Origin of the sequence: Bacillus yunxiaonensis (genome assembly GCF_037104695.1) — a bacterium.
In the GTDB taxonomy this organism is placed as follows: Bacteria; Bacillota; Bacilli; order Bacillales; family Bacillaceae_G; genus Bacillus_A; species Bacillus_A yunxiaonensis.
Genome location: NZ_JBAWSV010000002.1, coordinates 412,565 through 439,451 on the forward strand (window position 1 = coordinate 412,565; position 26,887 = coordinate 439,451).

The following is a 26,887-nucleotide window of genomic DNA, read 5'->3' on the forward strand; positions in this document are numbered from 1 at the left end:
AACAAAAAAAGAACGCTATCCAAGAAATGGGTAAGCGTTCTTTTTCATTTACTCTATGTTCATTCCGCTTATTCATTAAAAATATAAAAGTTACTCATTTTATTTTCATACACATCAGTATTTCTTCATATTCAAGAGATACCAAAGTCTTTTCAACAAGATTATGACTTATCAAGTGAAATTTTCATCATTTTGGTTTTTTTCTCCCCTAGTGATGTTTGGGTGAACCAATTGGGCATATGCCAGCAATTATTTCCCCTATCTTCCTTGCTTTTGAGGTCGGGGTCTTACTGCCAATGAATAGCGGGATAAAATCTATTCAAGTAAAAAGAAGGGGAAATAACATTTCCCCTTCTTCTCATTATCGCACCACATTAGTTACATTCGTACGAAGATCTTGGAACAGATTTGTTACATCACGATTTAAATTGTTTGTAACTGTTCCATTTCGAAGACTTGTGCTAAGCGTGTCAACACGAGTAAACATATCTTCTTTTGCTGTAACATAGACATTTCGATTGTTAACAAGCGGCGCAACAGCTTTGCGAATATCATCTGTTAATGCTTTTTCATCTGTTCCACTGCGAGATTTTACTGCAATGACAACATCATTACCACGCACAACAGTAGAAACACGCTCCACGTTAGCCATACCCTTCACACGATTGGTAATAGCTTCAGCTGTTTTACCATCATTGTTAACATAGGAGTTGTTCATCGTAACGTTACGAGTTGGATACGGAGTCGTTATATTGCGAGTTGGAGACGGATTCGTTATTTGTCCGTGATAATTTACATCGCGGTAATAATTGTATCCAACGTTATTACGAGTATTATGAATGTCTTTATTAATTTTTGAATACTTTACATTTCCGTAATCGTCCGTTCTTGCATTGTTACGGTATGTGACATAATCTGTAGTACGATCTGTACGTGTCACATTATCTGTATACGGAACGGTATTCTCATACGCTGTCCGTTGGTAATTATAAGTAGCATTACGATCCATTGCACTTTTTTTAGGTGTACCACATGCAGCTAATGCACTGGTAACTAACAAAGAAGCAGCAATAAGCTTAATTTGTTTGTTCAATACAAAAACCCCCTCTGTTAGAATGAACTTTTCATTCGAAAAGCTCCCTCTTATAATGAGTCACAAAGGGGGTTTTTACACTGTCAGTATTTTACTTAAAATTTCGGAGGCGCTGCTGCTAAATGACGCTTATGCTCTGAACGAGCATGGAGACGCTCAATGATAAGGCGATCTTTTTCAGGAACTTCCTCACCTTTTAAATATTTGTCAATCGTGTTATATGTTGTACCCATTTCATTTTCATCTGTTTGGCCTTCCCAAAGACCTGCACTTGGTGCTTTATGTATAACTTCATCTGGTACCCCTAATGCTTTTGCCATTTCTCGTACTTCACCTTTTGTGAAATGAACAAGAGGTACTAAATCTACACCACCATCACCATACTTTGTGAAATATCCAGTATGCCATTCTGCCGCATTATCTGTTCCAACAACAAGATAACCAAAGTTGTTTGCAACAGCATATAGCGTCGTCATACGAAGACGAGCACGTGTATTTGCATCACCTAATGTAGCACGTTCTTCATCCCATTTTCCATTTGACTTCAGTTGCTCTTCTACTGCACCAAATAATGTTTTATGTGTCTCTGTTAAATCAACGATATAATGATCAATTCCAGAGCTTTCTACAACTTTTAATGCGTCCTCTTGATCTTTTGGATTACTTTTACAAGGCATAATAACGCCTAAAGAATCATTTGGACATGCACGTTTAATTAAATGCGTTACAACAGCAGAGTCAATACCGCCACTAATCCCAACAATAAGACCTTTTACATTTGCCTCTTTTACTTTCGTTTGTAACCACTCAACAAGTTTTTCAATTTTTTGTTCCATTTCTGCTACTTCCTTTCTCAGCAGGATTCATTTGTACTCATTTTACTATATTATCTAATCTTTTCCGAATTTCCAAACAGATTTTCACAAAAAAAGCCGTTCTGTATAAAAGAACGGCTCCTTGACACTCTTTTTAATTTTCCTCTTCTTCCAAATATGGTGTACCAAATGCAGAAGGAGGATTTGGTGGATAATACATTGTACCAGGCTGTGGTGTATACGGAATATATGGATTTTGTTGATAAGATTCACGTGGAAAATATGGTACACCTGGCTGTGGACTATACAATTTTGGTTCATCATCACAGCCACAGTCCTCTTGTATTGGCGCCATTGGCGGTGCATTATTATCCATTGCTATAGGTGCGACATTTGGATTTGGCATAGAAGTGTATTGCATATCATATTGTGGCATGCCCTGCATTGGCGGCATACCTTGCATTGCCGGCATGCCGTAGTATGGATTTTGTTGATATGGCATTTGATAGTGTGGCTGTGGGTATGGTGATTGATATGGCATCTGTTGTGGGTATGATGGTGGGTATGGATACGGCATTGGTGCAAATGGTGGCATTTGATTACTTCCCATCATCGGCATCACATTTGGCATTGGATTACTTTCCATCATTGGCATCATATTTGGCATTTGATTACTTTCCATCATTGGCATCACATTTGGCATGTGGCTGCTTTCCATCATTGGCATCATATTTGGCATTTGATTACTTTCCATCATTGGCATCACATTTGGCATTGGATTGCTTTCCATCATTGGCATCATATTTGGCATATTGCTACTTTCCATCATCGGCATCACATTTGGCATGTGGCTACTTTCCATCATTGGCATCATATTTGGCATTTGATTACTTTCCATCATTGGCATCACATTTGGCATTGGATTGCTTTCCATCATTGGCATCATATTTGGCATTTGATTACTTTCCATCATTGGCATCACATTTGGCATTGGATTGCTTTCCATCATTGGCATCATATTTGGCATATTGCTACTTTCCATCATCGGCATCACATTTGGCATGTGGCTACTTTCCATCATTGGCATCATATTTGGCATTTGATTACTTTCCATCATTGGCATCACATTTGGCATTGGATTGCTTTCCATCATTGGCATCATATTTGGCATTTGATTACTTTCCATCATTGGCATCACATTTGGCATTGGATTGCTTTCCATCATTGGCATCATATTTGGCATATTGCTACTTTCCATCATCGGCATCACATTTGGCATGTGGCTACTTTCCATCATCGGCATCATATTTGGCATATTGCTACTTTCCATCATCGGCATCATACTTGGCATTTGATTACTTTCCATCATCGGCATCATATTTGGCATATTGCTACTTTCCATCATCGGCATCATACTTGGCATTTGATTACTTTCCATCATTGGCATCATACTTGGCATTGGACTATTTTCCGTTATTGGCATCACATTTGGCATTGGACTATTTTCCGCCATTGGCATCACATTTGGCATTTGATTACTTTCCATCATCGACATCACATTTGGCATTTGGATATTTTCCATTATCGGCATAACACTTGGATGGATATTTTCCATTATCGGCATCGTAACATTAGGTGGGAGCACTTGTGGAATTTCTTTTGTAACTTCCGGTGCAACGACATTGCTTATATTTTCTTTTGTAACTTCCGGTGCAACAACATTACTTACATTTTCTTTCTTCACTTCTGGTGCGATAACATTACTTACATTTTCTTTTTTTACTTCTGGTGCGATGACATTACTTACATTTTCTTTCTTCACTTCTGGTGCGATGACGTTACTTATATTTTCTTTCTTCACTCCTGGTGCGATGACGTTACTTATATTTTCTTTCTTCACTCCTGGTGCGACAACATTACTTCCCTTCATTTTATTTACTTGCGGAGCAATTAAATCGTTACCTTTTTTTATAATATCTGCAATTTTATACTCTTTTTTCGCTTTTACCGGTGGTTGCGGCGGCTGTGGTAAAATGTTCACGGAAAATTTTGTGCTCTCTTTTTGTTTTTCTACTTTGCTAACAACCGGTAGTTTTTCTACTTTGCTAACAACTGGTTTCTTCTCAACGACAGGTAGTTTTTCTACTGGTTTCTCTTTTTGTATAGGCTGTTCTTTTTGTATAGGTTGTTCCTTTTGTACTTCTTTTTGTGGTTTTACTTGCATTTCCTTCTGCGGTATTTGCGCTGCTGGTTTTTCTGTAATTGGCCCAGCTTGTGAGACCTCCTCCTCTTCTTCTATACCAAGAGGTTTAGGCGCAACAGGAAATTCTTTTTGCTGCACTTCTTTTACATATTCTTTTGGAGGGACTGAACCAGCACCTGGATTTTTTTTAATCGGAACACCATGAGATGGTACTTTAATTTTCATGCCCGGCATAATTAAGTCTGGATTACTAAGCTGTGTATTCGCTTGTTTTAATGCTTCAAAATCCACCCCGTACTTTTTCGCAATTTTCCAAAGGGTATCCCCTTTTTGCACGATATGAATTTTCAAATTTTCCCCCTCCTGTATAACTTATCTATAATAAAGTGAAACTTCCATCAGTGGAGTATTTCTTCATCCCCACTAATGGTTAGTTGAACCAATCGGGCTTTTACAGACAGCTATCCCCACCTATCTTCTTAAGAAAAGCGGAAGCGGCTCGCTCAGAATCGCAGGACGCCCGCGCCCCCGACAAAGAGGCGCTTTTTGCCTCGTCCGATGGGGCGAAACGACCGGAGATTCTAACCGCTAGAGCTGGACAATGCTTTTCTCTGAATCTTGAGGTGGAGGTCTTACTGTCCACGAATAGCGAGATAAAAACGAGTATTAACACAATGATTGCTTCAACACAATGTATGCTCATAAAAGCAGAATTATGTACAAAAGAAAAAGCAACGGAAATCCGTCGCCTCTATGCTCGCTCTAACATTCTGTTTAGCGCAAGTACCGCTTCTTCTGTTATTTTTTTATCTACTTGAATTACATTTACATGCTCGCCGCGCTCGATTACTTCAAGCGCCCATAGTAAATGTGGTAAATCAATACGGTTCATCGTTAAGCATGGACACATAAATGGATTTAATGAAATAATTTCTTTATCTGGATGCTGCTGAATAATACGATTAACTAAGTTCATTTCTGTACCGATTGCCCACTTACTTCCAGACGGAGCTTTTTCAATCATATCAATAATATATTTTGTTGAACCTGCATAATCGGAGGCTGCAACAACTTCATAACAACATTCTGGGTGAACAATAATGTTCATATCTGGATGATTTTTTCTTACACTTTCAATATTCTTCACAGTAAAATTTTGATGGACAGAACAATGCCCTTTCCATAAAATAACCTGAACGTCTTCTACATTCCCATCATATTCTAATGAATCTGTGTGTGGATCCCAAACCGCCATTTTTTCTAAAGGTACCCCAAGGTCATATGCTGTATTACGTCCTAAATGCTGATCTGGTAAGAATAAAATACGCTCTTTTTGTGTAAATGCCCATTCAACCATTTCTTTCGCATTAGAAGATGTAACAGTCGCACCGCCATTTCGGCCGCAAAATGCTTTAATTGCAGCAGTTGAGTTTACATATGTTAATGGAAGCATCGTATCTCCAAATAATTGCTGCAATTCTTTCCAAGCTCGCTCTGTTTGTTCAATATCAGCCATATCAGCCATAGAACAGCCAGCTCGCATATCAGGAAGAATGACAATTTGTTCATCTGTTGTTAGCATATCAGCTGTTTCGGCCATAAAGTGAACACCGCAAAACACAATATACTTCGCTTCTTTGTTGCGCGCTGCTACTTGTGCAAGCTGCAAGGAATCTCCCGTTGAATCAGAAAATTGAACAACCTCATCTTTTTGATAATGATGCCCTGGAATAAAGAGCTTTTCTCCTAGCTTCTCTTTAATTTCACGCACACGTGCTTCCATTTCTTCGATTGACATTGTTTGATAACGATCTGGTAACATCGTTTCAATCGGTTGCACTGTTTCTAAAATACTCATCTGTGAAGTCCCCCTTTTCCCTTCTTTCCATCACACTTCAATGTTGAAACTAATATCTAACGCTTTAACAGAGTGAGTTAGTAATCCTAACGAAATGTAATCCACACCTGTTTGACCATACTTTGCCAAATTCTCAATCGTAATCCCACCTGAAGCTTCTGTAACAATTGCAGCTGGAACGAGCTTGCAATATTCACTCACTTCTTCTGGCGTACGATTATCAAACATAATAATGTCTGCTCCAGCAGCAACTGCTTCTAGCACCTGTTCTTTCGTTTCTGTTTCCACTTCTACTTTTACCATATGTCCAAGCTGCTCTTTCACTGCTGTTACCGCTTTTGTAATAGAGCCAGCGAACGCAATGTGGTTATCTTTAATCATGACACCATCGTATAATCCGAAGCGATGATTATAACCGCCGCCGCATACAACTGCATGTTTATCAAACATACGAAGCCCTGGCATTGTTTTTCTCGTATCACAAATGCGTGTATGATCGCTTCCTAGTGCAGTAACTGCCTTTCTTGTCATCGTCGCTACTCCGCTCATGCGCTGAATCACATTTAACACAACACGCTCAGCTGTTAATAAAGAAACAATCGGCCCTTGTACAGTGGTAAGGATATCTCCTTTCGTTACCATATCTCCGTCTTTTTTATGAAGTGTCACTTCAATTCGATTATCTAATAATGAAAAACCTTCCTTAATCACATCAACTCCTACAAAAACACCCGTATCTTTTACAAGAAACGTTCCCCGTGCTTGCAAGTCGTTCGGAAAAATAAGCTGCGATGTTACATCTCGCTCCCCGATATCTTCTAGAAAAAATTGTTTCAGTGCCTCTTTTATTTTTAATGTATTCATAGAACCCCTCTTTTCCCTTCGTTAAGCTAATTGCAACATATTCTTTTTCATTACAATTTCGCACGTCCTGTTACTACGCTTTGGAAAATCACTGCGATAATGACCGCCAATACTCTCTTTTCTTTGCAGTGCAGCTTTTGTTAGTAACTGGCAAACAGTTAACATATTAATAATTGTTATATCTTCATTTGTAAGGTCTTCATATGGAAGCATTTTACTATATGTTCCATACTGCTCTAGCCATTGCTTCGCATACGATAAGCCTTCTTCCGTGCGTACAATCCCAACGTATTTCATCATCAGCTTTTGTATTTCTTCTTTTCGCGGCAACCGTATGTGCGGTAACTCACCTTGTACTGCTCCATCACTATTCACGATTTGCGGCTCAATATTTGCTAAAATGTGTTCCCCTACACGTTTTCCAAATACAAGGCCTTCTAATAACGAATTACTCGCAAGGCGGTTCGCACCATGTACACCATTACATGCGACTTCACCCACTGCATATAAACGATTGATCGATGTTTCTCCGTTACAATTTGTTTTTACACCGCCCATATGAAAATGAGCACCTGGTACAACTGGAATATACTTATTTTCCATGTTAACGCCATTCTTTTTACATAAAAAAGAAACAGTTGGAAAACGCTCTTCAAAATTTGAAATAGATGAGATATCTAAGTGCACGATTTCACCAGCTAACATTTGTTCATGAATGACACGCGCGACCACATCACGCGGTGCAAGGTCTTGTTGTTCATGAATACGCGTCATAAACCGCTCTCCTTTTGAGTTTCGAAGAATAGCTCCTTCTCCGCGCACCGCTTCTGACACAAGACCGCAACAATTCCCATTTACATATAACATCGTTGGATGAAACTGTACAAATTCTAAATCAACAAGTTCTCCCCCAGCCCTATATACCATCGCTAACCCATCGCCTGTAACTGTACGATCATTAGAATTAAACTCATATACTCCGCCAATACCGCCTGTTGCCAGTACGACACACTGTGCGTAATATTTTTGTATATTCCCTTTACTATCACGTGTAACAACACCATGACAAGTTTGATTCTCTATTATAAAATCCAAGACCATTTCTTGTTCAACAACTGCCACATATGGAAGTACCTGGTCTGCAAGATGCTCTAACAAATTTTTTCCGGTCGCATCCCCGCCCGCATGTAAAATACGTCGCTTTCGATGCGCACCTTCTTTTCCAAGGTGTAATCCTTGTTCATCACCGTCAAAGCGCATATCGTTATCTAGTAAGGTTTTCATTTCTCTCGGCCCTTGCTCTACTAAGTAACGAACAGCTTCCGTATTGTTATAATGACATCCTGCTGTAAGCGTATCTTCATAGTGATCATCTGGATGATCGTATGAAGCAACTGCTGCTGCAATTCCGCCTTGCGCTAAATTTGTATTGTTATTTCGCCCTGTTTTCTTTGTGATAATAATCACATTCTTTTCGTGACAAATTTTTTGCGCAACGCGCAGCGCTGCAACCCCGCTTCCGATAATTAAGACATCTGCATTTGGCATTTTCATTGCCCCCTACTTTACACTTTTCAACTGTCTTGACACCTATATTTACATATATTTAAAATAATAACAAGAGCTTTTTATAAAATGATACGAAAATCTTATAAAGAAAGGGCTATGCTCTATGATATATATGGATTATGCTGCAACAACACCTATGAGTAAAGAAGCGCTAGAGACGTATACAAAAGCCGCTGAACATTATTTCGGTAATGAACAAAGCTTACATGATATTGGCGGTACTGCCTCCTCATTATTACAGTCTTGCCGCCAAGCATTTGCTACGATGATTAGCGGGAAAGAACAAGGGGTCTTTTTTACGAGCGGCGGATCAGAGTCCAACTATCTTGCGATTCAATCATTACTAAATGCTCGAAACGGAAAGCATATCATTACAACACCTATGGAACATGCATCTATCCGAAATTACTTTCACCTTCTTCAAGAGCAAGGCTATGAAATTACTGAAGTCCCTGTAGATCACCTTGGCATGATTCAACTTGATGCACTCGAACGTTCTATTACAGAACACACTGTACTTGCTAGCATCCAACATGGAAACTCTGAAATTGGAACGCTGCAACCAATTGCTGAAATTGGGGCCATTCTTCAAAAACGTAACGTCTTATTTCATACAGATTGCGTGCAGACATTTGGGAAAATACCAATCGATGTAACTAAGATGAATATTGATAGTCTCTCTGTTTCTGCTCATAAAATTTACGGCCCAAAAGGGGTGGGAGCATGCTATATAAATCCACAAGTTCGATGGGGGCAAGTATTTCCTGGCACCTCTCATGAAAAAGGATTTCGTCCCGGCACCGTGAATGTCCCTGGCATTGCTTCGTTTATTACAGCAGCACAGCACATGTTAAAGAATCAACAACTGGAGATGACCCGTTTACAAGAATTACGAGCATACTTTACCCAGCAATTACAAGCCATTTCACACGAAATACAAATTGAAGGCCATTCTACTTCTTGTTTACCTCATATCATTGGGGTTACAATAAAAGGAATAGAAGGACAGTATACAATGCTAGAGTGCAATCGCCGCGGTATTGCTATTTCTACAGGAAGCGCTTGTCAAATTGGAAAACAGGAGCCTTCTAAAACGATGCTTGCCATCGGCAAAGAATATGAAGAAGCAAAGCAGTATGTCCGCTTTTCATTCGGACATCAAACAACAACAGAACATATTGATGCAACAATCCATGCACTTATAGCAATCGGAAATCAATTTAATAGAGGTGTTAATAGTAAATGAGTCAAAATAAACAAAAAAAGATTTTAGGAGAGGAAAGGAGACAGCTCATTTTAGAATGGCTCCTCGCCGCAAGTAAACCATTGTCTGGCAGTGAATTAGCAAAGAAAACAAACGTAAGCCGTCAGGTCATCGTACAAGATATTTCTTTATTAAAAGCCCGAAACGAACCTATTATTGCAACGGCACAAGGATATTTATATTTAAGACCGTCAGAAAAACAGCATACTACATTCGAGCGCATTATCGTTTCCAAGCATCAGCCATCACAAGTACGCCAAGAGCTTACTCTACTCGTTGACCATGGAGTTACAATTAAAGATGTAAAAGTGGAACATCCAGTATACGGAGATTTAACTGCTTTAATTCTGGTAAGTAATCGATTTGAACTCGAACAGTATTTAAAAAAGATTGAGGAAACAAAAGCGACTTATTTATCTCAACTTACAGATGGGATTCATTTGCATACAATTGAAGCAGATTCTATTGAAAAATTAAATGCAGCTTGTGAGGCATTAGACCGAGCTGGATTTCTTGTTCATTAAAAAAAACGCACAGAGAATTTTTACTATCTCTGTGCATTTTTTTGTTTTTATCCATGCTACAATAAAAAAAATGATGGGAAGGGAGAAAATATATGGGAATCGAACTCATTCACTTTAGCACCGGAAAACCAAAAACAATCCAATATGCAGAAGATAAAGAAATGACAACTGGCATATGTAAACAGCTTGTTGATGATGCTTTTTTATCAAAAGATGGATTTAGAGGAGACGGTGTTGCGGACTTACGCTATCACGGAGGGCCTGATCGTGCCGTTTGTGTCTATCCTTACGAACATTATCAGCTATGGGAAAAAGAATTTCACATATCACTTCCTACATCTGCATTTGGAGAAAATGTAACAGTTACAAATATGTTAGAGCAGGACGTTTGTATTGGTGACATTTATCAGCTTGGAGATGCAATTGTTCAAGTAACGCAAGGAAGAATCCCATGCAGTACAATTTCGAAACGACTCGGCATTTCTGGTATTTTACCTCGCATTGTCGAAACTGGCTATACTGGATATTTATGCCGCGTTTTGCAAGAAGGAACGGTTCGTAAAAATTCACAGATTACCTTACTTGAACGTCACCCGCAGCAAGTTTCTATTCTATTTGCGAACGAAGTCTATTTCCGGGGACAAAAAGATGTAGAGAGCATGGAAAAGATTATCGCAGTTCCCGAACTCGCAGAAGATTGGCGAAAATCATTGACCGCACGATTAGAAAAGTTTAAATAAAAATCCCACTGCATATGCAATGGGATTTTCTTTTTCACACCCAATAAGAAGAATAACTTCCAAGTAATGTGACAGAAAAGCCAAGTGCTTCTAACTCCATTCTTACTCCTGGAAGCAGGACATCATCATACTCTTTTTCCACATCAATTAAGAAAAAGTAATTGCCGAGGCCCGTTTTCATCGGACGAGACTCAATTTTTGAAAGGTTTAATTTCCTCCATGCAAATGCGGATAATACTTGATATAACGCCCCTGCATAATCTGAAGGTAACGTTACCATAAGCGTTGTTTTCGTCCCGCGGCGCTCCCCATTTCTCGGTAATTCAACTTGTTCGTTCTTATGCAATACGAGAAAACGCGTATGATTATTTTTATGCGTATGGATATCACGTTGGACAATAGATAATCCGTATTTTTCAGCTGCAGCCTCATTTGCAATTGCCGCAATTTTTTCTTCTGGATGTTCCATTACAAACTGCGCGGCAGCGCTTGTTGATGTCATATCACGCACCGTCACACCTTTTAATTCTTGATTTAAAAACTTATGACACTGCGCAATTGCATGTGGATGAGAATGTACTGCATATACGTCTTTCCATACTTGTGCATGTTGCGGATGAACGAGCAAATGTTGCTGAACAGGTACTGTAATTTCGCCAACAATTGGCAACGTTTGCTCATGTACAAGATAATCAATCGTAATATTTACTGAGCCTTCAATCGCATTTTCCAGCGGTACAACGGCAAAGTCTACAACATCATTTGCTGCTGCATCTATACAATCTGGAATCGTTCGATATGGTACATGTTCAGCCTCAGGAAAGAAGCGACTCACCGCCATATTTGTAAATGTTGCTTCTGGTCCTAAATAGCCAACTCGAATCGTCATCTTTTCCCCTCTTTTTCGTTTTCTTACTGTTATACCATAAACATCTATATTCTTCTACTTATTTTTAGAATATTAAAACAAAAAGACTAGCAAGAGCTAGCCTATATGTTTCATATATTCTTTTTGTGCAAAGAAGAAATAGAGTATACACGCGATGAGATAAACTGCAATGACCTCTAAAACGAGTCCAAATGATTTAGATAAAAAAAAGGCAACATAGTACGTATGCAAGGCAACTGCACTATGTATGCTTCCTAATAAAACGGGGAAAAAGAATAGAACCCCTAGTTGCCAACGTGAAATCTTATATATTTCTTGCTTTGTCATCCCTATTTTTAAAAGAGCTTGATATTGCATGCGGTCATATTCAATATTATGAAACCATTTAAAATAAACTGTGCTACAGGATGCAAGAAAAAAGAGTGCACTAATGAATGAACCGATAAATAATATAAGATTCCCTCCGTCTTTCATCGTCTTATATATATACACATTATTACGTGTTACTGCTTCTTTCCCTTTTGAAATGTAAGCTTGTAATTCTTCACCTAATCTTTCTCTATTCTCCCAATTTCTTAATTCATATCCGCTATATACATATTTTTCATGGTCAGGAACTTGACGAGAAAGCTTTTGAAAATCTTGATTATGCATAACGAGAAATCTGCCGCTACGCTGACTACTATCCGTATTAAATACATTTCCTTCATATGCTCCGTTATATGCAAATTGATATGTTTCTCCTAGCGCTTTAAAATTTATATACTTCTTATGATGCCGAGGCGGAACATCATAATTACCATAATAAACAAATGTTACGGTTCCTTCCTTCTGATGCACCTGCTGCTTCGACTGCCTGTTTGCTTCTCTATTATACTCATCTTCGCTAATCACAGTTGCATAAGACTCTTTATTAGAATCTAACTGAAATGTTACCGGGATTCCAACAAACGTTGCATAACGAAAATCATTGACACCGTGCTTACGGAACAGATTTTCAACCGTTTCTTTCGCCATTACTTCCTTAGAACCAATTCCTTTTTCAACATATGAGAAAGCATGCGGCTGATTGTAACGAAGTTGTTCTTTCATACTTAAAAAAAATAAATAGACAGAACCTGTAGCTGTTACTACTATCGTTGTTAACATAGATAAAATAAAGAAAAAACGTCGATTATCTTTTACTGTATGTAACAACTGATTGACAACGAATAAATACGGATATTGATACATCACACTCTTTCTATTTTTAATCCTTTGTAATACTTGGATCGTACCATGTGTGCATACAAAATATGTACCAATTGTCGTTAAAATGGAAACAGGTATAAAATACAAAGCAATATTCATCATCGTCACTTTTGTTGTTAAACCATAGCCAATTCCTATACAGACGAAACCGAACCACCAAAGCCACTTCTTACTTTTTGTTTCCTTCTTTCCTTCCTGAATTTCCTTTAATAAATGAATAATTTCGATTTTCCATATACGTAGTGCACTAAAAATCGATAAAAAGAGAAACATAGTGACGTATGTGATAATCGTTACAACAACAGCTTTTAAACTAAAAATAAACGACAATTGATCCGGCATATTAAGCAATAAACTAAAAATCATAAAAAATAACTTTAAAAATAACAGACCAATCCCTATCCCAGCAAAGCTCGCAATGAGCCCAACTGCAAGTTGCTCCATTATCATCATACATATGACATTTACTTTCGTAGCTCCCATTAATATAAATAGCCCAAATTCTTTTTTACGAGATTGTATAAAAATCGAACTAGAATAAAGAATGAATATAATGGAAAAAGCAATTACAATCACATCACACACAATAAGGCCCGACTGTACCCCCTTATACAAATCACCCGTTTTCATGTAAGGATGCAAAATAATAGATGTGTACATAAAAAAGGCAAATACAGAAAAGCAACTACTTAAGAAAAATATTTTGTAGTTGTGCCAATTCCCTCTAACATTTTGAAAAGTAAGTTGGTAAAACTTCACCTTTCCACCCCCTCTAAAGCCCGTTACATACGTAAAAAGCTAGGAAGTCCTAGCTTTTTACGTGCTTTAAATATCCTCTTTGTGCAATGGCAAAATATAATGCGGATGCTAGTACGTATGCTGTAATAATAACCGCTCCTGATTTCCATAAGTCTAAATACAACATGTTTCCTAACGTATATAATGCAAACCCGCTATGTAAAATACCTATCAAGATAGGAATGAAGAAAATCGCTCCCATTTGTCTAACTGCAATTTTACGAATTTCTTGATCCGTCATACCAATTCGTTTTAAAGAATGAAATTGAATACGATCTTGTTCTTTATCATTAAACCACTTAAAGTATGTCATGCTGCAAGCAAAAAAGAAGAACAATATTGTTATGAAGAAACCAATAAACATCGTAATCGCACCATTTTCTTTTACACTTTGATAAATAAGAATAGAATTATCAAAATTCACTTTTTTATCATCGGCAATGTGACCTTTCAATTCTTTCACGAGAGCCTCCGTATCTTTCCAGTTCTGAATATAATAGCCGTAATACATCATCTTTTCTGTATCTGGGACAGCAGCTGCATACTTGGCGTAGTCTTGCTCATTTACAACAAATAAATTACCAGTATTAAATATCGCTTTTGTATATGGCTTATTTAACTTCAGCTCATACGATTGATTTTGTACTTTAAATGTAAAAGGCTTCGTTGTATCAAATTTCATAACTTCATTCATCATATCCAACACAACCATTGTGCCAGTTCCCGGCTTATTATGAATCTCTTCTTCCTTTTGCTTTCGCGCTTCTGCATTAAATTCTTGCTCAGAGATAATTCTTATATCAAATTCTCGGTCTTCATTCATCCATTTTATATGAAATGTTCCCGGTATTTCTGTTACGGTTACTTTTCGTGCCTGTTCAAAATTATGTTTTTTAAGTAGTGATTGCAATGTTTCTTCTTTCACCACTTCATGAGAGTTGACCCCTTTTTCCTGAATGGAAATAGCATGCGGAGAATGCTGCACTACTTTTGCACTCATATCCTCAAAAAAGACGTATAACGTCCCCATTGCCGATGCAACAATTGCTGTGATGATCGAAACAACAAATAGAAAACGTGCGTTATCTTTCATCTTATAAACGAGATTACTAATAACAAACAAACTCGGCTGCTTATAAAAAAGCGACTTTCTCTTTTGCAATGCTTTTAATAAAACAACGCTTCCTTGCGTGAATAAAAAATAGGTTCCGATAATCGTTAAACCAACAATTGGAAGGAAGTACACCGTAAGGTTCATGAACGTTACTTGAAAACAAAGAACGTAAGCAACGATAATACTTAGTAATCCGGCTAAAAATAACCATGTAAACGAAAATGGCTCGACTCTTTGTTTTCTTGCATCGCGAAGTAGATCAATAATTTGCAATCTCCATATCGCCCATAATCCAAATAATGATAATACGAAAAAGAGAATCAAATATACACCGGCAGTGATTACGATTGCTTTTCCATTCCAGACAAATGGCAATGCTTTTTCAATTCCTATTACAGCACTTACTGCTTTAAAAAAGAGTGGTAAACCGAGCATACCAAGAGCAATTCCACTGACAATTGAAATGCATCCAAGAATCATTTGCTCTAGCATAATCATTCTTCCTAATTGTCCTTTTGTCGCACCAATTAAAGTGAATAGCCCTAACTCTTTTTTACGAGCTCGTAAAAAAATGGAGTTGGAGTATAAAATGAATAACCCGGAAAATAAAATAACAATATAATTACATGTCTCTAATCCTTTTTCAACACGCATTTTCTCACTAATATTACCATTCACGACATCTGGATGATAAATAAACGAAGCATACATAAAGAACACAAAAATCGATAAACAACTACTAATTAAAAACGCTTTATAATTACGCCAATTTCCTTTGACATTATTAAACGCGAGCTGGCGAAAGTTCATGGTACTCTCCCCCTAACATCGCAAGTACATCTAATATTTCTTGGAAAAAGGCTTGCTTTGTTTCTCCTTTATGAATCTCTGAGAAAATTTCGCCGTCACGAATAAATAAAATACGTTCGCAATAGCTTGCAGCGACAGGATCATGTGTTACCATCGCAATCGTTACTTTCTTTTCTTCATGAAGTTCTTGCAGAGCACCCATTAATGATTTCGCTGATTTGGAATCCAAGTTTCCTGTCGGTTCATCCGCTAAAATTAAAGTCGGCTGATGAATAATCGCCCGTGCTGCTGCCGCACGCTGCTGCTGACCGCCTGATACTTCGTACACTTTTTTATGTAAAATTCCCTCTATGTTTAGAAACTTTGCAATTTCTAATACTTTCGCATCAATTTCTTTCACAGGACGATTGGCCATTACAAGTGGCAAAATGATATTTTCCTTAATTGATAACGTATCAAGTAAGTTGAAATCTTGGAAAATAAACCCTAAGTGTGTACGGCGAAACGCTGCAAGTTTTGCAGCACGCATTTGACTAATTTCTTCACCATTCATATATACATGGCCAGATGTTGGCTTATCAATTGTCGCTAGTAGGTTTAGAAGCGTTGTTTTCCCGCTTCCTGATGGTCCCATAATACCGACAAATTCACCTTCTTCAATTTTAAAGTTAATATTATTTAGTGCCGTTGTCGTTACCGAACCTTTTGATTGATACACTTTTGTTAAACCCTTTACTTCAAGAACACTCATTTTACATCCCCCTATGTATTTTCTTCTTACTTTTACTATAGAAAAAACGAGGGAAAGTAACGAGTGATTTCCCTTACAAAACGGTTTGTTATCTTACAATTTTGTCATTTTCCTCATCATTTGGTGATATCCTTTATCTTTCGAGAACTGGAACGTAAATGTTGTCCCCTCATTCTCTATCGATTGTACAGAAATTCCATGGCTAAGATGCTCACAAATTTGTTTTGTAATATACAATCCCATTCCTGTCGCTTCTCTTGTTTTCCGTCCATTGACTCCTGTAAAAAACGGTTCAAAAATTCGCTTTATATCTTGTTTTGGAATCCCTATTCCGCTATCACGAATATGTAATGTAATGACGCTTTCTGTTTCTTCTATCTGAAATACAATTTCTTTTTTCTCTTTTTCTGTAATTCTTGTATACTTCAGTGCATTCATCACAATTTGATTGATCGCAATACTAAGCCATTTTTGATCCGAAGCTACCATATACTGCTCTTTATCAAACGTGACTTTCGGATATACAGAATACTGAATGAATGTTTTTTTATGCTGGTTAATACTATCACGAACAATGTCCACCACATTAATTTCTTCTATTTTATAATCTTTCCCAAACTGTTCGAGGCGTGCCATATGAAGCGCTAAATCTAACCCCTGTAAAATACGATTATTTTCTTCACGAATACTTTCAATCGTATCTCTTGCTTCGCGGTGCGTTTGTCCAAGTTTTTGCAGCAATAGTTCAATGACAGATACCGGCGTTTTCATTTGATGAATCCACTGATTCATAAAGATCGTTTGCTGCTCTCCTTTTGCTTGTTGTTCATGCACTTCATTCATGTATTGTTGTCTCAGGAGAGAAAAGGCTTCTACAATCGTTTCTTGTTCGTATGAATATGACGAACTGATCGATAAAGAATGATGCAACTCGTGTCCCTCTGCAATGTAATGCTCTACTTTTTGCAAGAAAACTTGCCTTTTCCGGTAATCATACATAAGAAAGCAAGTAAAAACGACGATTGATAATAAAAATCCATATAGCCAGGTAGTCCAATTTATAGATTGTTTCTGCAAAAAAGCTTGCAGCTGCAAGACAAGACCAAATAGAACCACACTCATGATATAAGAAATAAGCAATGCAGTGCGGTCCATCACATACTTTTTAAGATTCATGTTCATTCACCCAGTTCGTTAGGAGCGCATATCCATAGCCTCGTTTCGTAACAATTGCATCGCTAATACCAATCTCCTCTAACTTTTTGCGAACACGCTTTACATTTACAGTTAAAGTATTGTCATCAACAAAAGCAATTTCATCCCATAACGCTTCTAATAATTCTTCTCTCGTTACATATTGATCCGCTTGCTTCATTAAGCATTCTAATAAATAATACTCATTTTTTGTAAGTTCCACTTGCTTTCCTTGCCACTCTACCATATGCTGTGCTGGAAATAAAAGTAATCCACTGACTCCAAAGTAATCACTTTCCGCCCCTGAAGCATATTCACCGTACACACGGCGCAGTGCACTTTTTACTTTTGCCATGACAATATCTAAGTGAAATGGTTTCGTAATGTAATCATCTCCGCCATTTTCAATTGCCATCACTTGATCCATTTCTCCCGTACGTGCAGAAACGAAAATAATCGGCGCATTAGAAATAGTACGAATTTGACGGCACCAATAAAAGCCGTCAAAGTATGGTAAATTAATATCAAGTAAAACTAAATGAGGGTTCACTTTTGCAAATTCATCTTTTATATGACGAAAATCTTGCACGCGAAATGACTGATAACCGTATTTCCCTAGATGTCCTTCTAAAATATCAGAAATTTTCAGATCATCTTCTACAATTAATATTTTATACATACAATTTCCCACTCCCTTTTTAAAAGTACATGAGGGCACAATTACTACGTGCCTTACATCCACCCATTTTCCATTATAAGGGTAAATTTCCATTTGAGGAGATTTTTTTACTTTGGCAAATAAAAAAGACTGCCGTATTTCGGCAGTCTTTAGTCGATAAATTCAAATTCATATTCAAGAATTTTTACAATATCGCCGTCTTTTGCACCGCGCGCGCGAAGTGCTTCATCAATGCCCATACCGCGCATTTGACGAGCGAATCTGCGTACAGATTCATCACGAGTAAAGTCTGTCATCTTGAATGTTTTCTCAATGTCATAACCAGAAATGACAAATGTACCATCGCTTTCACGTGTAATCTCAAAGTTAGAACCTTCAGCCTCAAATTTGTACATTACACTTGCATCGGATTCACTGATTACTTCATGCACTGGGAATTCTGGTGTTGTTTCTATTAGATTTGCTACTTCAAATAGTAAATCACGAACACCTTGACGCGTTACCGCAGAAATAGGGAAGATTTTCACTTCATCGCCCACTTTTTCTTTGAACGCTTGTAAATTTTCTTCTGCATCTGGCATATCCATTTTGTTCGCAACAACAACTTGTGGACGCTCTGTTAGACGCAGATTATATTCTTTTAACTCGTTATTAATCGTTACATAATCCTCATATGGATCGCGTCCTTCTAAACCAGACATATCAATCACATGAATGATAACGCGTGTACGTTCAATATGACGTAAAAATTGATGTCCAAGCCCAACACCTTCGTGTGCACCTTCAATCAATCCTGGAAGATCTGCCATAACAAAGCTGCGGCCATCACCTGTTTCAACTACTCCAAGGTTTGGAACAATTGTTGTAAAGTGATATTCGGCAATTTTCGGACGTGCTGATGATACAACAGATAATAATGTTGATTTACCGACACTTGGGAATCCAACAAGTCCTACATCAGCTAACACTTTCAATTCTAGTACTACTTCACGTTCTTGACCTGGTTCGCCGTTCTCAGCAATTTCTGGAGCTGGGTTCGTTGGTGTCGCAAAACGTGAGTTACCACGACCACCACGGCCACCTTTTGCGATAACTGCTGATTGCTCATGCGTTACTAAATCCGCAAGAATTTGACCAGTAGCTTCATCTTTTACAACTGTTCCCGGCGGAACCTTTACAATTAAATCATCCGCTTTACGGCCATGTTGGTTTTTACTCATTCCATGTTGACCGCGATCTGCTTTAAAATGACGCTGATAGCGGAAATCCATTAATGTACGTAATCCTTCGTCTACTACGAAAACAACATCGGCACCTTTACCACCGTCACCGCCTGCTGGGCCACCTTTTGGAACATATTTCTCACGACGATACGCAACCATTCCGTTTCCACCGTCGCCGCCTTTTACATATATCTTGACCTGATCTACAAACATTATCTCACCACACTTTTTTCTAGTAGTTGTAATATAACCGAGATTTCTTCATCTCGCACTGTATAAGAAATGGAAAACCATTTATTATGTTGATGAGCAAGCCATTCTTGTATTTCTTGTACATCTGTTAGCTTGCCACGAAAATCAAAAAAGAAACGAGCATCCTCATCTTCACATTCAACTGTGATACAAACATAATTTTCAACATAAACGTCTAAACTATGCTCAAGTATTTGGAAAAATTGAGCCGTCCATATAGAAACGCTCTCATCTAGATGTGATAAATTATGTATCTTTCCTAATACTTCGTACTCCAACAAGCACGGGTGCTGTTTCCAATTATATGTTAAAATCCATTCTGAAAACTTGGGCATAGAAAGCCCCATCAGATTCGATTCTTGTCTCGCTTCTTGGACAAAACGATTGATGAGCTCATGAATTTCTTCCACTCTTCCAAGCGAAAGATTTCCTTTAATCATCTGCATACGATTGAGCCAATCATGTCTCGAGTGACGCAGCGCATCTATAATTGTCCATTTTTCCTTCATCCATATACCCCTTTAATATAGAAAAACTCTAACCTGCACCCAGGTTAGAGCTTTCCGTGAGTTTCTTATGCTTCTTGAGCAACAGGATATACGCTCACTTGTTTGCGGTCACGGCCAAGACGCTCGAAGCGTACTACGCCGTCAACTTTCGCGTATAATGTGTCATCGCCACCACGACCAACGTTAACACCTGGATAAATTTTTGTACCGCGTTGACGGTAAAGAATTGAACCACCTGAAACCATTTGACCATCTGCGCGTTTAGCACCAAGACGTTTTGACTGAGAGTCACGACCGTTCTTTGTACTACCCACACCTTTCTTAGATGCGAAAAACTGAAGATCTAATCTTAACATACGTTACACCTCCTGCACTTTTTCTATTAATCGGATATATTTTCCGTAATCAAGTTCGATCGTTTTTAGCGAAACAACCATGCCCTCTAACAGAAAACAAGCTTTTTCTTTTATAGAATCATCTAGATCACTAGGCAATTCATACATCAAGAATCCGCCATCTTTTCCAAGTTCAATAGTTGCTTGCACATTACAAAGTGATTCCACAGCATTTATAGATCCAAACACAACCGCCGTCGTTCCAGCACAGACAAGATCTTGTCCATGCGGCGCAAAGTTGGCATGCCCGGTCATTTTAAATGATTGGATACTTCCTAATTTCGTGCGATTAATCGTAATTTTAATCATGACAACCCGAATTAAGCGTTGATTGCTTCAATCACTAATTTTGTGTATGGTTGACGGTGACCTTGTTTTTTACGATTGTTCTTTTTCGCTTTGTATTTGAAAACGATGATTTTCTTAGCGCGACCTTGTTTTTCAACTTTCGCAGTAACTGTTGCACCTTCTACAACTGGGCTACCAACTTTAACAGTTTCGCCACCAACGAAAAGAACTTTGTCAAAAGTAACAGTTTCACCAGCTTCTACGTCTAATTTCTCTACGTAGATTGCTTGACCAGCTTCAACTTTAATTTGTTTTCCACCTGTTTCGATAATTGCGTACATAATTGCACCTCCTCATAATTACTAAGACTCGCCAAAACGAGGTAGACATACAATGTCTTTTTGGAACCTGTCCTGTGCGGTTGTAGCATATAGCCGTTTAGGTGCTATAAACTATAACATAGAGATGTTATCACGAAACACAGCCCATTGTCAATGAATGTTCTACTAACTATTTTTTCCGTGCACATATTTCTTCCTTTGTTCCAAAGCGTTGAATCTTGTATCGCACAGCTTCCTCATCAATAAAATAAATTTGAAGCGATACATTACGTTGCAGTTCCTTCTCAAAAAAGACTTTTTGTACATTCGGATGAGCAGCAATAAGAACCGCCTCATCATCTGTTCCATTATAAGCAATGAGTTCTCTCTCTAACTCATATGCTACCGTTTCATGTGATAAAACATAACCGCTATTTTGACAAATCGTGCAGTCTGCTAATAACACATCACGAAGCGATTGTTTTTTTCGTTTTCGTGTCATTTCTAAAATCCCAAGCTCTGTAAATCCTAATACTCTCGTATAAGTATGATCTTTTTCTAAGTTTGACTTTAAGATTTCTCTTATTTTTTCTTTTTCTTCGCGGCGCTTCATATTAATAAAATCAATTAAAATCATTCCGCCAATATCTCGAAGTCGCAGTTGCCGTGCGATTTCTTTCGCTGCCATTTCATTTGTGCGCAGCACTGTATCTTGTAAATTTTGTTTTCCGGTGAATTTCCCAGTGTTTACATCAATTACAGTCATCGTTTCCATTTGTTCAATGAGTAAATACGCTCCGTTTGGAAGCCACACAACCTTTTGCAGTGCTTTCTCAACTTCACGATCAATTCCATAGCGAGCAAATAAGGGTGTCTTCTCACTAAAAAAAGTAACTTTCTCTTCACCTATTCTCTCTTTTAATTCTTGTATCATACCACGCTGGTCTACAATCACTTCTGAAACCGTCTCTACTGGTATCTCTTGAAATATCCGATCTATAAAACTAGAAGGAGAATGAACAAGAAGCGGTGCTTTTCCTCTTTGTTCTTGTGTTTTCACAAGCTCAAACTGAGACTGAAGACGTTGCATCTCCGCTTGTACCTCTTCTATTTGTACCTTCTCGCATGCAGAACGAAAAATAAATCCACCTGTTTCTTCTAGTGTAAGAAGTTGTTCTCGTTTTCTCGCATCTTTTATTTTCCGGGAAACGGCAAAAACTGTGTCGTAGGGCATATACACGACATATTTCCCGGTGAATTCTATATTCGCTGTTATTTTTGGCCCTTTCGTATCAATCGCTTCTTTCACAACTTGTACAAGGAGTGCTTGTCCTTCGTGCAACCGCATAGATGATGGCACGTTTTCATACGACAAATAAGCATGCTTCTCCAAACCAATATTAACAAAGGCAGCATTCATACCAGCTATCGTTCGCATAACACGCCCAATATATATATTTCCAACAATTTGTTCTTGTTCATTTCGTTGCCATAAAAGTTCTACAATCTCTTTCTCTTCTTCAACAGCAACCCGTTTTTCCGAACCGATGTAGTTTATGTATAACTTCTTCAAAGTATATTCCTCTCTTTATCCTTTTTTTATACCATAATAAAAGGTTAGTGTTATCGTCAACACTAACCAATTAACTCTTCTATAGATGATGTTGTTCTTTTTTCTGTAAAATATGCATAAAGTAATTCATTTTCATCTAGTGTATATTGATTTTTATGATCTCCTTGTATGATAATTGAGTGTTTATATCCTCTTCGAAACTGTGTGAAAATATGATATAGACTCGTTTCTTTTTCAACTGTAATAGCTGTAACTTTTGCAATTTCTCGTTTTTTCCCGTAGTAGCGCTCTAATAAGAATCTCATAAATGCATAACGACGTTGTTTCCATTCTTGAAATAAAGAGAAGACTAAAAAAAGAAGTAATGTCCACATCATTACATTCTTACTATTCCAGAAAAGTTGCAGCAAAAATACAGCACTAAAACAAGCAATTGATATTTTCATCATGATGTTATGTGCCTCTACAAATGGAAAGCGATATGACAATATATTCAGCACAATTTTCCCTCCATCAAGAGGCCAAATCGGCAGTAAGTTAAAGCACAAAATAATTATGTTATTCCACATAAAAAAATGATAGAAGTCTTCTCCCATCCAGCCTACTGTGTACGACAAATAAGCAGCAGCTAACATCCACACATGTTGAATAGGCCCCGCTATAATGACAATCAATTCTTCTTTTAATGGCTTATTTCCATGCTCTTCAAGCTCAGCCACCCCGCCAAATGGCAATAACTGAATTTGTTTAATACGCCATTTATAATGGGCTGCAGCTACTGCATGACCTAGCTCATGAATAAAGACAATGAAAAATAAAATTAATAATTCTTTAAAACGAGCTGTAAAAATTGCAATCGCCATAATTCCCCAAAACAATGGATGAATAGTAATTTTTGATAAAATTTCACTGTATTTACTCAAATGAAATCACCTGAATTGGATCAATAAATTTTTCATTCTTTTTAAAAGCAAAATAAAATTTACCATTTTTACTATTTTTATCATTGCCAACCGTTCCGATTTTTTGTTTTTTCGCTACATAATCATATAACTTAACTGATGCTTCTCCTAAATTTCCATACCATGATTCAGTACCATCTGCATGTTGAACCTGAACGATATTCCCAAACCCCTCTTTTTGGCCGGCAAAAACAACAATTCCTTCATTCACTGATTCCACAATTGCATTTGCTGCTGTTTGTACAAATACACCTTGCCCGTTCGCATGAAAACTTTGCATCACTTTCCCTGAAGCAGGAACAGCATAATCCTTTTCTTTCTGAACCGTTTTCTTTTCACTAGAAGGTAAAAATGACAGCGGCTTTCCAAATTGCGTTTCATACCACTTAGAAACAGATGCAAATTGGAATTCTTTTTCCATCGCTTGTTTGACAGTTGTACGCGTTCCTTCAAGAGAACTCGTTGTATTTTTAAATAAGATCGCTACGACAAGAACAAGAATTGCAGATAGTAGTAACTTAAAAAGAAATATTTCTTTGCGAAAAAAAGGGCGTGTTTCTTCTCCTTCTTCTATAAGAAGCTGTGTATATTCTTGCTCTTCATATGAAAATAATTCATCTTCTTCTGTTCTTTCCTGCTGTGCTTTCCTTTTAGCAATACGTTTTTTAATTTCTTCTACTCGCTTATTTCTCATCCTGACCCCTTCCTCTTTCAATCAGTTTGTACATATGTATGAGTTGTCCGGGAAAGATATTCATGGGAATGAAATGAAACTTTAACCCCTCTTACCTAACGTCCTTATCTTCTGTTACATGTTAAAATGGAGGGAAGTTTGATTAGCAAAACAAAAAACACTCCGCATATATGCGAAGTGCTTTTAACGTATTCCGAAGAATTTTTTCATTTTCGTGAAGACCGTTTCTTTTTCATTTTCAAGCGGCTGCAATGGTACATTTTCCCCAAGCAAACGTCTTGCAATATTTCGATAAGCAATTGATGCTTTTCCATTCGGTTGCAATGCTACAGGCTCTCCTGTATTCGTTGCCCGAATAACTGCATCATCATCTTCTACAACACCGAGTAACTCGATTGAAAGCGTACGTACAATTTCATCTACATCCAACATATCCTGTTCATGTAGCATATGACTGCGCACACGGTTAATAATTAATTTCGGTGGCTCGATATCTTCTTTTTCCAATAGTCCGATAATCCGATCGGCATCGCGCATTGAAGATACTTCTGGCGTTGTAACAACAATCGCTTTATCGGCACCTGCCACAGCATTTTTAAAACCTTGTTCAATACCAGCTGGGCAGTCAATTAATATGTAATCATAGTCCGGGCGTAATTGTTGTATTAATTCTTCCATTTGTTCAGGTGTTACAGCTGATTTGTCGCTCGTTTGCGCTGCAGGTAATAAATAGAGTTCATCGAAGCGCTTATCTCTAATAAGAGCTTGGGGTAAACGACAACGCCCTTCAACAACATCAACAAGATCATATATAATACGGTTTTCCAGCCCCATTACTACGTCTAAATTTCGCAGACCGATATCTGTATCAATCAAACATATTTTTTTCCCAGATAACGCCAAGGCTGTTCCAATGTTTGCAGACGTTGTAGTTTTTCCTACTCCGCCTTTTCCAGATGTAATAACTATTGCCTCTCCCACAGCTATACAATTCCCCTTTCTAACCTTGTTAAATTAGGTCTAAGATGAGTGAGAAGTTGAATGCGATCGACAACAATGTAATTGTTCTCATTAATGTAGGCACATTCTGCATATTCTGCCCCTTCCGCCCCGTCTTCTTTCTCTTCAGGAGCGCGCGTTGTCACGTCGCTAATCCGAAGCTGCATTGGATTCATAACAGAAGCTGCAACAACAGCTTCTGCATCCCCATAATATCCAGCATGTGCAATACCTCGTAATGCTCCAATAATAAAAATATTTCCTCCAGCAATAACCGTCCCGCCTGGATTTACATCACCAATTAATAATAAATCGCCTTTTACATGCAATATTTGACCTGAACGAACAATCTTTGAAACAGAAACAATTTCTGTTTCTTCTTTCCATGCCAATGCTTGTTCTTTCGTTACAACATCACTCTCAATAGAATCTACAACTAAATTCTTTTTATTACGAATTAATGTACGCAATTCTTCCTGCTGTACTTCTGTCACATAACGATTCCCAACTTTGACCTGAACTTCAATTAACGATCGTCCGTCCCCCTCGTAATAATGGGTGGAAAGCTTTTCGTCAAGTTCTTGCAGCAATTCGCGAAATGAACAGGAATCATCAAGATGTAATACTAAACCATCCTTTGTTCCTTTTATAGTCACATATTGTTGCTTTTTTTCTGTCACCAATGCTCACCCCACCGATTCAATTCGACATAAAATCAGAAAATCCTTTTTTCTTTTTCTTCCATGGCTTCTGAAAGACGTAAAATATATCTTCTCAGTGGGAAACAAAACAGTAGTAAAAAAATGCCGTTTAATAACAACGTTGGAAGAAGACGATCTGTGAAAAAGATATGCGCTGGCATTTGAACACGACCAATTAGCGTCAAAAATCCATACACATAATACTCCAGCGCGGCAATGCTCGCTAATACAATACAGAACACAATAAAAAGATTCAATTGTAAAATTCGCATCGCATGATATACAAGATAAGCTAAAATCGGATAAGCAAATATATACACACCAACTAGCTCTGTATGCACCATATCAAACAAAAATCCAAATAATAGTCCATAGTAAATACCTTGTACAGAATTATAGTAAATTGTAATAAAGCATAAAACAATCATTAAAAAATGCGGAGCTACGACTGTATTCTTCCAAAAAAGACTCGTTGGTACAAAGGTGGAAAACATGCTCTCGAGTACAAACACGAGAAGAAGTAGAAGAGGAAGAATTGCTTTTTTTATACTCATC

Annotated in this window: 26 protein-coding genes and 1 other annotated feature; of the genes, 3 read left to right on the forward strand and 23 right to left on the reverse strand. The window is 37.7% G+C overall.

The window, feature by feature from the left end; all coding sequences use genetic code 11:
* Positions 1-361: 361 nt before the first annotated feature.
* The 6 genes from WAX78_RS08235 to nadB all read right to left on the reverse strand — a co-directional run bounded on the left by WAX78_RS08235 (position 362) and on the right by nadB (position 8,381).
* Entirely contained in the window at positions 362-1,093 is a 732-nt protein-coding gene (locus WAX78_RS08235) for a YhcN/YlaJ family sporulation lipoprotein (protein WP_336481797.1), read from the reverse strand.
* Positions 1,094-1,188: 95 nt separating this feature from the next.
* Positions 1,189-1,929 (reverse strand): NAD(+) synthase, encoded by a 741-nt coding sequence (gene nadE, locus WAX78_RS08240; protein WP_336481798.1) that lies wholly within the window; start codon positions 1,927-1,929, stop codon positions 1,189-1,191.
* 133 nt (positions 1,930-2,062) lie between these two features.
* The gene (safA, locus tag WAX78_RS08245) at positions 2,063-4,462 is read right to left on the reverse strand and encodes a SafA/ExsA family spore coat assembly protein (protein ID WP_336481799.1); all 2,400 of its coding nucleotides are present in this window, start codon (positions 4,460-4,462) and stop codon (positions 2,063-2,065) included.
* A 400-nt stretch (positions 4,463-4,862) separates the two neighbouring features.
* Positions 4,863-5,969, reverse strand: coding sequence for a quinolinate synthase NadA (nadA, locus tag WAX78_RS08250; RefSeq protein WP_336481800.1), 1,107 nt, complete (start codon positions 5,967-5,969; stop codon positions 4,863-4,865).
* A 30-nt stretch (positions 5,970-5,999) separates the two neighbouring features.
* The gene (gene nadC / locus WAX78_RS08255; RefSeq protein WP_336481801.1) at positions 6,000-6,833 is read right to left on the reverse strand and encodes a carboxylating nicotinate-nucleotide diphosphorylase; all 834 of its coding nucleotides are present in this window, start codon (positions 6,831-6,833) and stop codon (positions 6,000-6,002) included.
* Between the two features lie 21 nt (positions 6,834-6,854).
* Positions 6,855-8,381, reverse strand: coding sequence for an L-aspartate oxidase (nadB, locus tag WAX78_RS08260; RefSeq protein ID WP_336481802.1), 1,527 nt, complete (start codon positions 8,379-8,381; stop codon positions 6,855-6,857).
* Between the two features lie 124 nt (positions 8,382-8,505).
* On the opposite strand from nadB, the gene WAX78_RS08265 reads away from it, so the two are divergent.
* The 3 genes from WAX78_RS08265 (at position 8,506) to WAX78_RS08275 (ending at position 10,930) form a co-directional block, all read left to right on the forward strand.
* Positions 8,506-9,648, forward strand: a complete 1,143-nt coding sequence (locus WAX78_RS08265; RefSeq protein WP_336481803.1) for an IscS subfamily cysteine desulfurase — start codon at positions 8,506-8,508, stop codon at positions 9,646-9,648.
* A complete protein-coding gene (locus WAX78_RS08270; RefSeq protein WP_336481804.1) occupies positions 9,645-10,190 on the forward strand; it encodes a transcription repressor NadR in 546 nt (181 codons plus the stop codon). Before WAX78_RS08265 ends, WAX78_RS08270 begins: the two co-directional genes overlap by 4 nt.
* Before the next feature lie 92 nt (positions 10,191-10,282).
* Positions 10,283-10,930, forward strand: a complete 648-nt coding sequence (locus WAX78_RS08275; protein ID WP_336481805.1) for an MOSC domain-containing protein — start codon at positions 10,283-10,285, stop codon at positions 10,928-10,930.
* Positions 10,931-10,964: 34 nt separating this feature from the next.
* Here WAX78_RS08275 and pheA read toward each other — a convergent pair whose 3' ends face one another.
* The 17 genes from pheA to mreD form a co-directional block, all read right to left on the reverse strand.
* Complete coding sequence (gene pheA, locus WAX78_RS08280) at positions 10,965-11,819, reverse strand: prephenate dehydratase (RefSeq protein ID WP_336481806.1); 855 nt, start codon at positions 11,817-11,819, stop codon at positions 10,965-10,967.
* Positions 11,820-11,915: 96 nt separating this feature from the next.
* Positions 11,916-13,829: an ABC transporter permease gene (locus tag WAX78_RS08285; RefSeq protein ID WP_336481807.1), complete on the reverse strand. Its 1,914-nt coding sequence runs from the start codon at positions 13,827-13,829 to the stop codon at positions 11,916-11,918.
* 49 nt (positions 13,830-13,878) lie between these two features.
* Positions 13,879-15,792 carry an ABC transporter permease gene (locus WAX78_RS08290; protein WP_336481808.1) on the reverse strand — a complete coding sequence of 638 codons (1,914 nt, stop codon included), beginning with the start codon at positions 15,790-15,792 and terminating at the stop codon, positions 13,879-13,881.
* Positions 15,767-16,543 (reverse strand): ABC transporter ATP-binding protein, encoded by a 777-nt coding sequence (locus WAX78_RS08295; RefSeq protein ID WP_098914034.1) that lies wholly within the window; start codon positions 16,541-16,543, stop codon positions 15,767-15,769. The genes WAX78_RS08290 and WAX78_RS08295 overlap by 26 nt, the downstream gene beginning before the upstream one ends.
* Positions 16,544-16,636: 93 nt before the next feature.
* Positions 16,637-17,719 (reverse strand): sensor histidine kinase, encoded by a 1,083-nt coding sequence (locus WAX78_RS08300; RefSeq protein WP_336481809.1) that lies wholly within the window; start codon positions 17,717-17,719, stop codon positions 16,637-16,639.
* A complete protein-coding gene (locus WAX78_RS08305) occupies positions 17,709-18,416 on the reverse strand; it encodes a response regulator transcription factor (protein WP_336481810.1) in 708 nt (235 codons plus the stop codon). The genes WAX78_RS08300 and WAX78_RS08305 overlap by 11 nt, the downstream gene beginning before the upstream one ends.
* Before the next feature lie 149 nt (positions 18,417-18,565).
* Entirely contained in the window at positions 18,566-19,852 is a 1,287-nt protein-coding gene (obgE, locus tag WAX78_RS08310; RefSeq protein ID WP_336481811.1) for a GTPase ObgE, read from the reverse strand.
* Positions 19,852-20,400 (reverse strand): sporulation initiation phosphotransferase B, encoded by a 549-nt coding sequence (locus tag WAX78_RS08315; RefSeq protein ID WP_336481812.1) that lies wholly within the window; start codon positions 20,398-20,400, stop codon positions 19,852-19,854. Before WAX78_RS08315 ends, obgE begins: the two co-directional genes overlap by 1 nt.
* Before the next feature lie 65 nt (positions 20,401-20,465).
* On the reverse strand, positions 20,466-20,756 hold the full coding sequence (gene rpmA / locus WAX78_RS08320) for a 50S ribosomal protein L27 (protein WP_017150650.1): 291 nt from the start codon (positions 20,754-20,756) through the stop codon (positions 20,466-20,468).
* A 3-nt stretch (positions 20,757-20,759) separates the two neighbouring features.
* Entirely contained in the window at positions 20,760-21,104 is a 345-nt protein-coding gene (locus tag WAX78_RS08325; RefSeq protein WP_336481813.1) for a ribosomal-processing cysteine protease Prp, read from the reverse strand.
* An 11-nt stretch (positions 21,105-21,115) separates the two neighbouring features.
* Positions 21,116-21,424, reverse strand: coding sequence for a 50S ribosomal protein L21 (gene rplU / locus WAX78_RS08330; protein ID WP_020059958.1), 309 nt, complete (start codon positions 21,422-21,424; stop codon positions 21,116-21,118).
* Positions 21,425-21,438: 14 nt separating this feature from the next.
* Positions 21,439-21,516 (reverse strand) — a sequence feature (ribosomal protein L21 leader region).
* 77 nt (positions 21,517-21,593) lie between these two features.
* The gene (locus WAX78_RS08335) at positions 21,594-22,976 is read right to left on the reverse strand and encodes an Rne/Rng family ribonuclease (RefSeq protein ID WP_336481814.1); all 1,383 of its coding nucleotides are present in this window, start codon (positions 22,974-22,976) and stop codon (positions 21,594-21,596) included.
* 62 nt (positions 22,977-23,038) lie between these two features.
* The gene (locus WAX78_RS08340; protein WP_336481815.1) at positions 23,039-23,899 is read right to left on the reverse strand and encodes a M50 family metallopeptidase; all 861 of its coding nucleotides are present in this window, start codon (positions 23,897-23,899) and stop codon (positions 23,039-23,041) included.
* Positions 23,892-24,632: a M23 family metallopeptidase gene (locus tag WAX78_RS08345; protein ID WP_336481816.1), complete on the reverse strand. Its 741-nt coding sequence runs from the start codon at positions 24,630-24,632 to the stop codon at positions 23,892-23,894. The genes WAX78_RS08340 and WAX78_RS08345 overlap by 8 nt, the downstream gene beginning before the upstream one ends.
* A gap of 183 nt (positions 24,633-24,815) precedes the next feature.
* Complete coding sequence (minD, locus tag WAX78_RS08350; protein WP_336481817.1) at positions 24,816-25,613, reverse strand: septum site-determining protein MinD; 798 nt, start codon at positions 25,611-25,613, stop codon at positions 24,816-24,818.
* Positions 25,614-25,615: 2 nt separating this feature from the next.
* A complete protein-coding gene (gene minC, locus WAX78_RS08355) occupies positions 25,616-26,311 on the reverse strand; it encodes a septum site-determining protein MinC (RefSeq protein ID WP_336481818.1) in 696 nt (231 codons plus the stop codon).
* Between the two features lie 35 nt (positions 26,312-26,346).
* Positions 26,347-26,886 carry a rod shape-determining protein MreD gene (gene mreD, locus WAX78_RS08360; protein ID WP_336481819.1) on the reverse strand — a complete coding sequence of 180 codons (540 nt, stop codon included), beginning with the start codon at positions 26,884-26,886 and terminating at the stop codon, positions 26,347-26,349.
* Position 26,887: the final 1 nt, after the last annotated feature.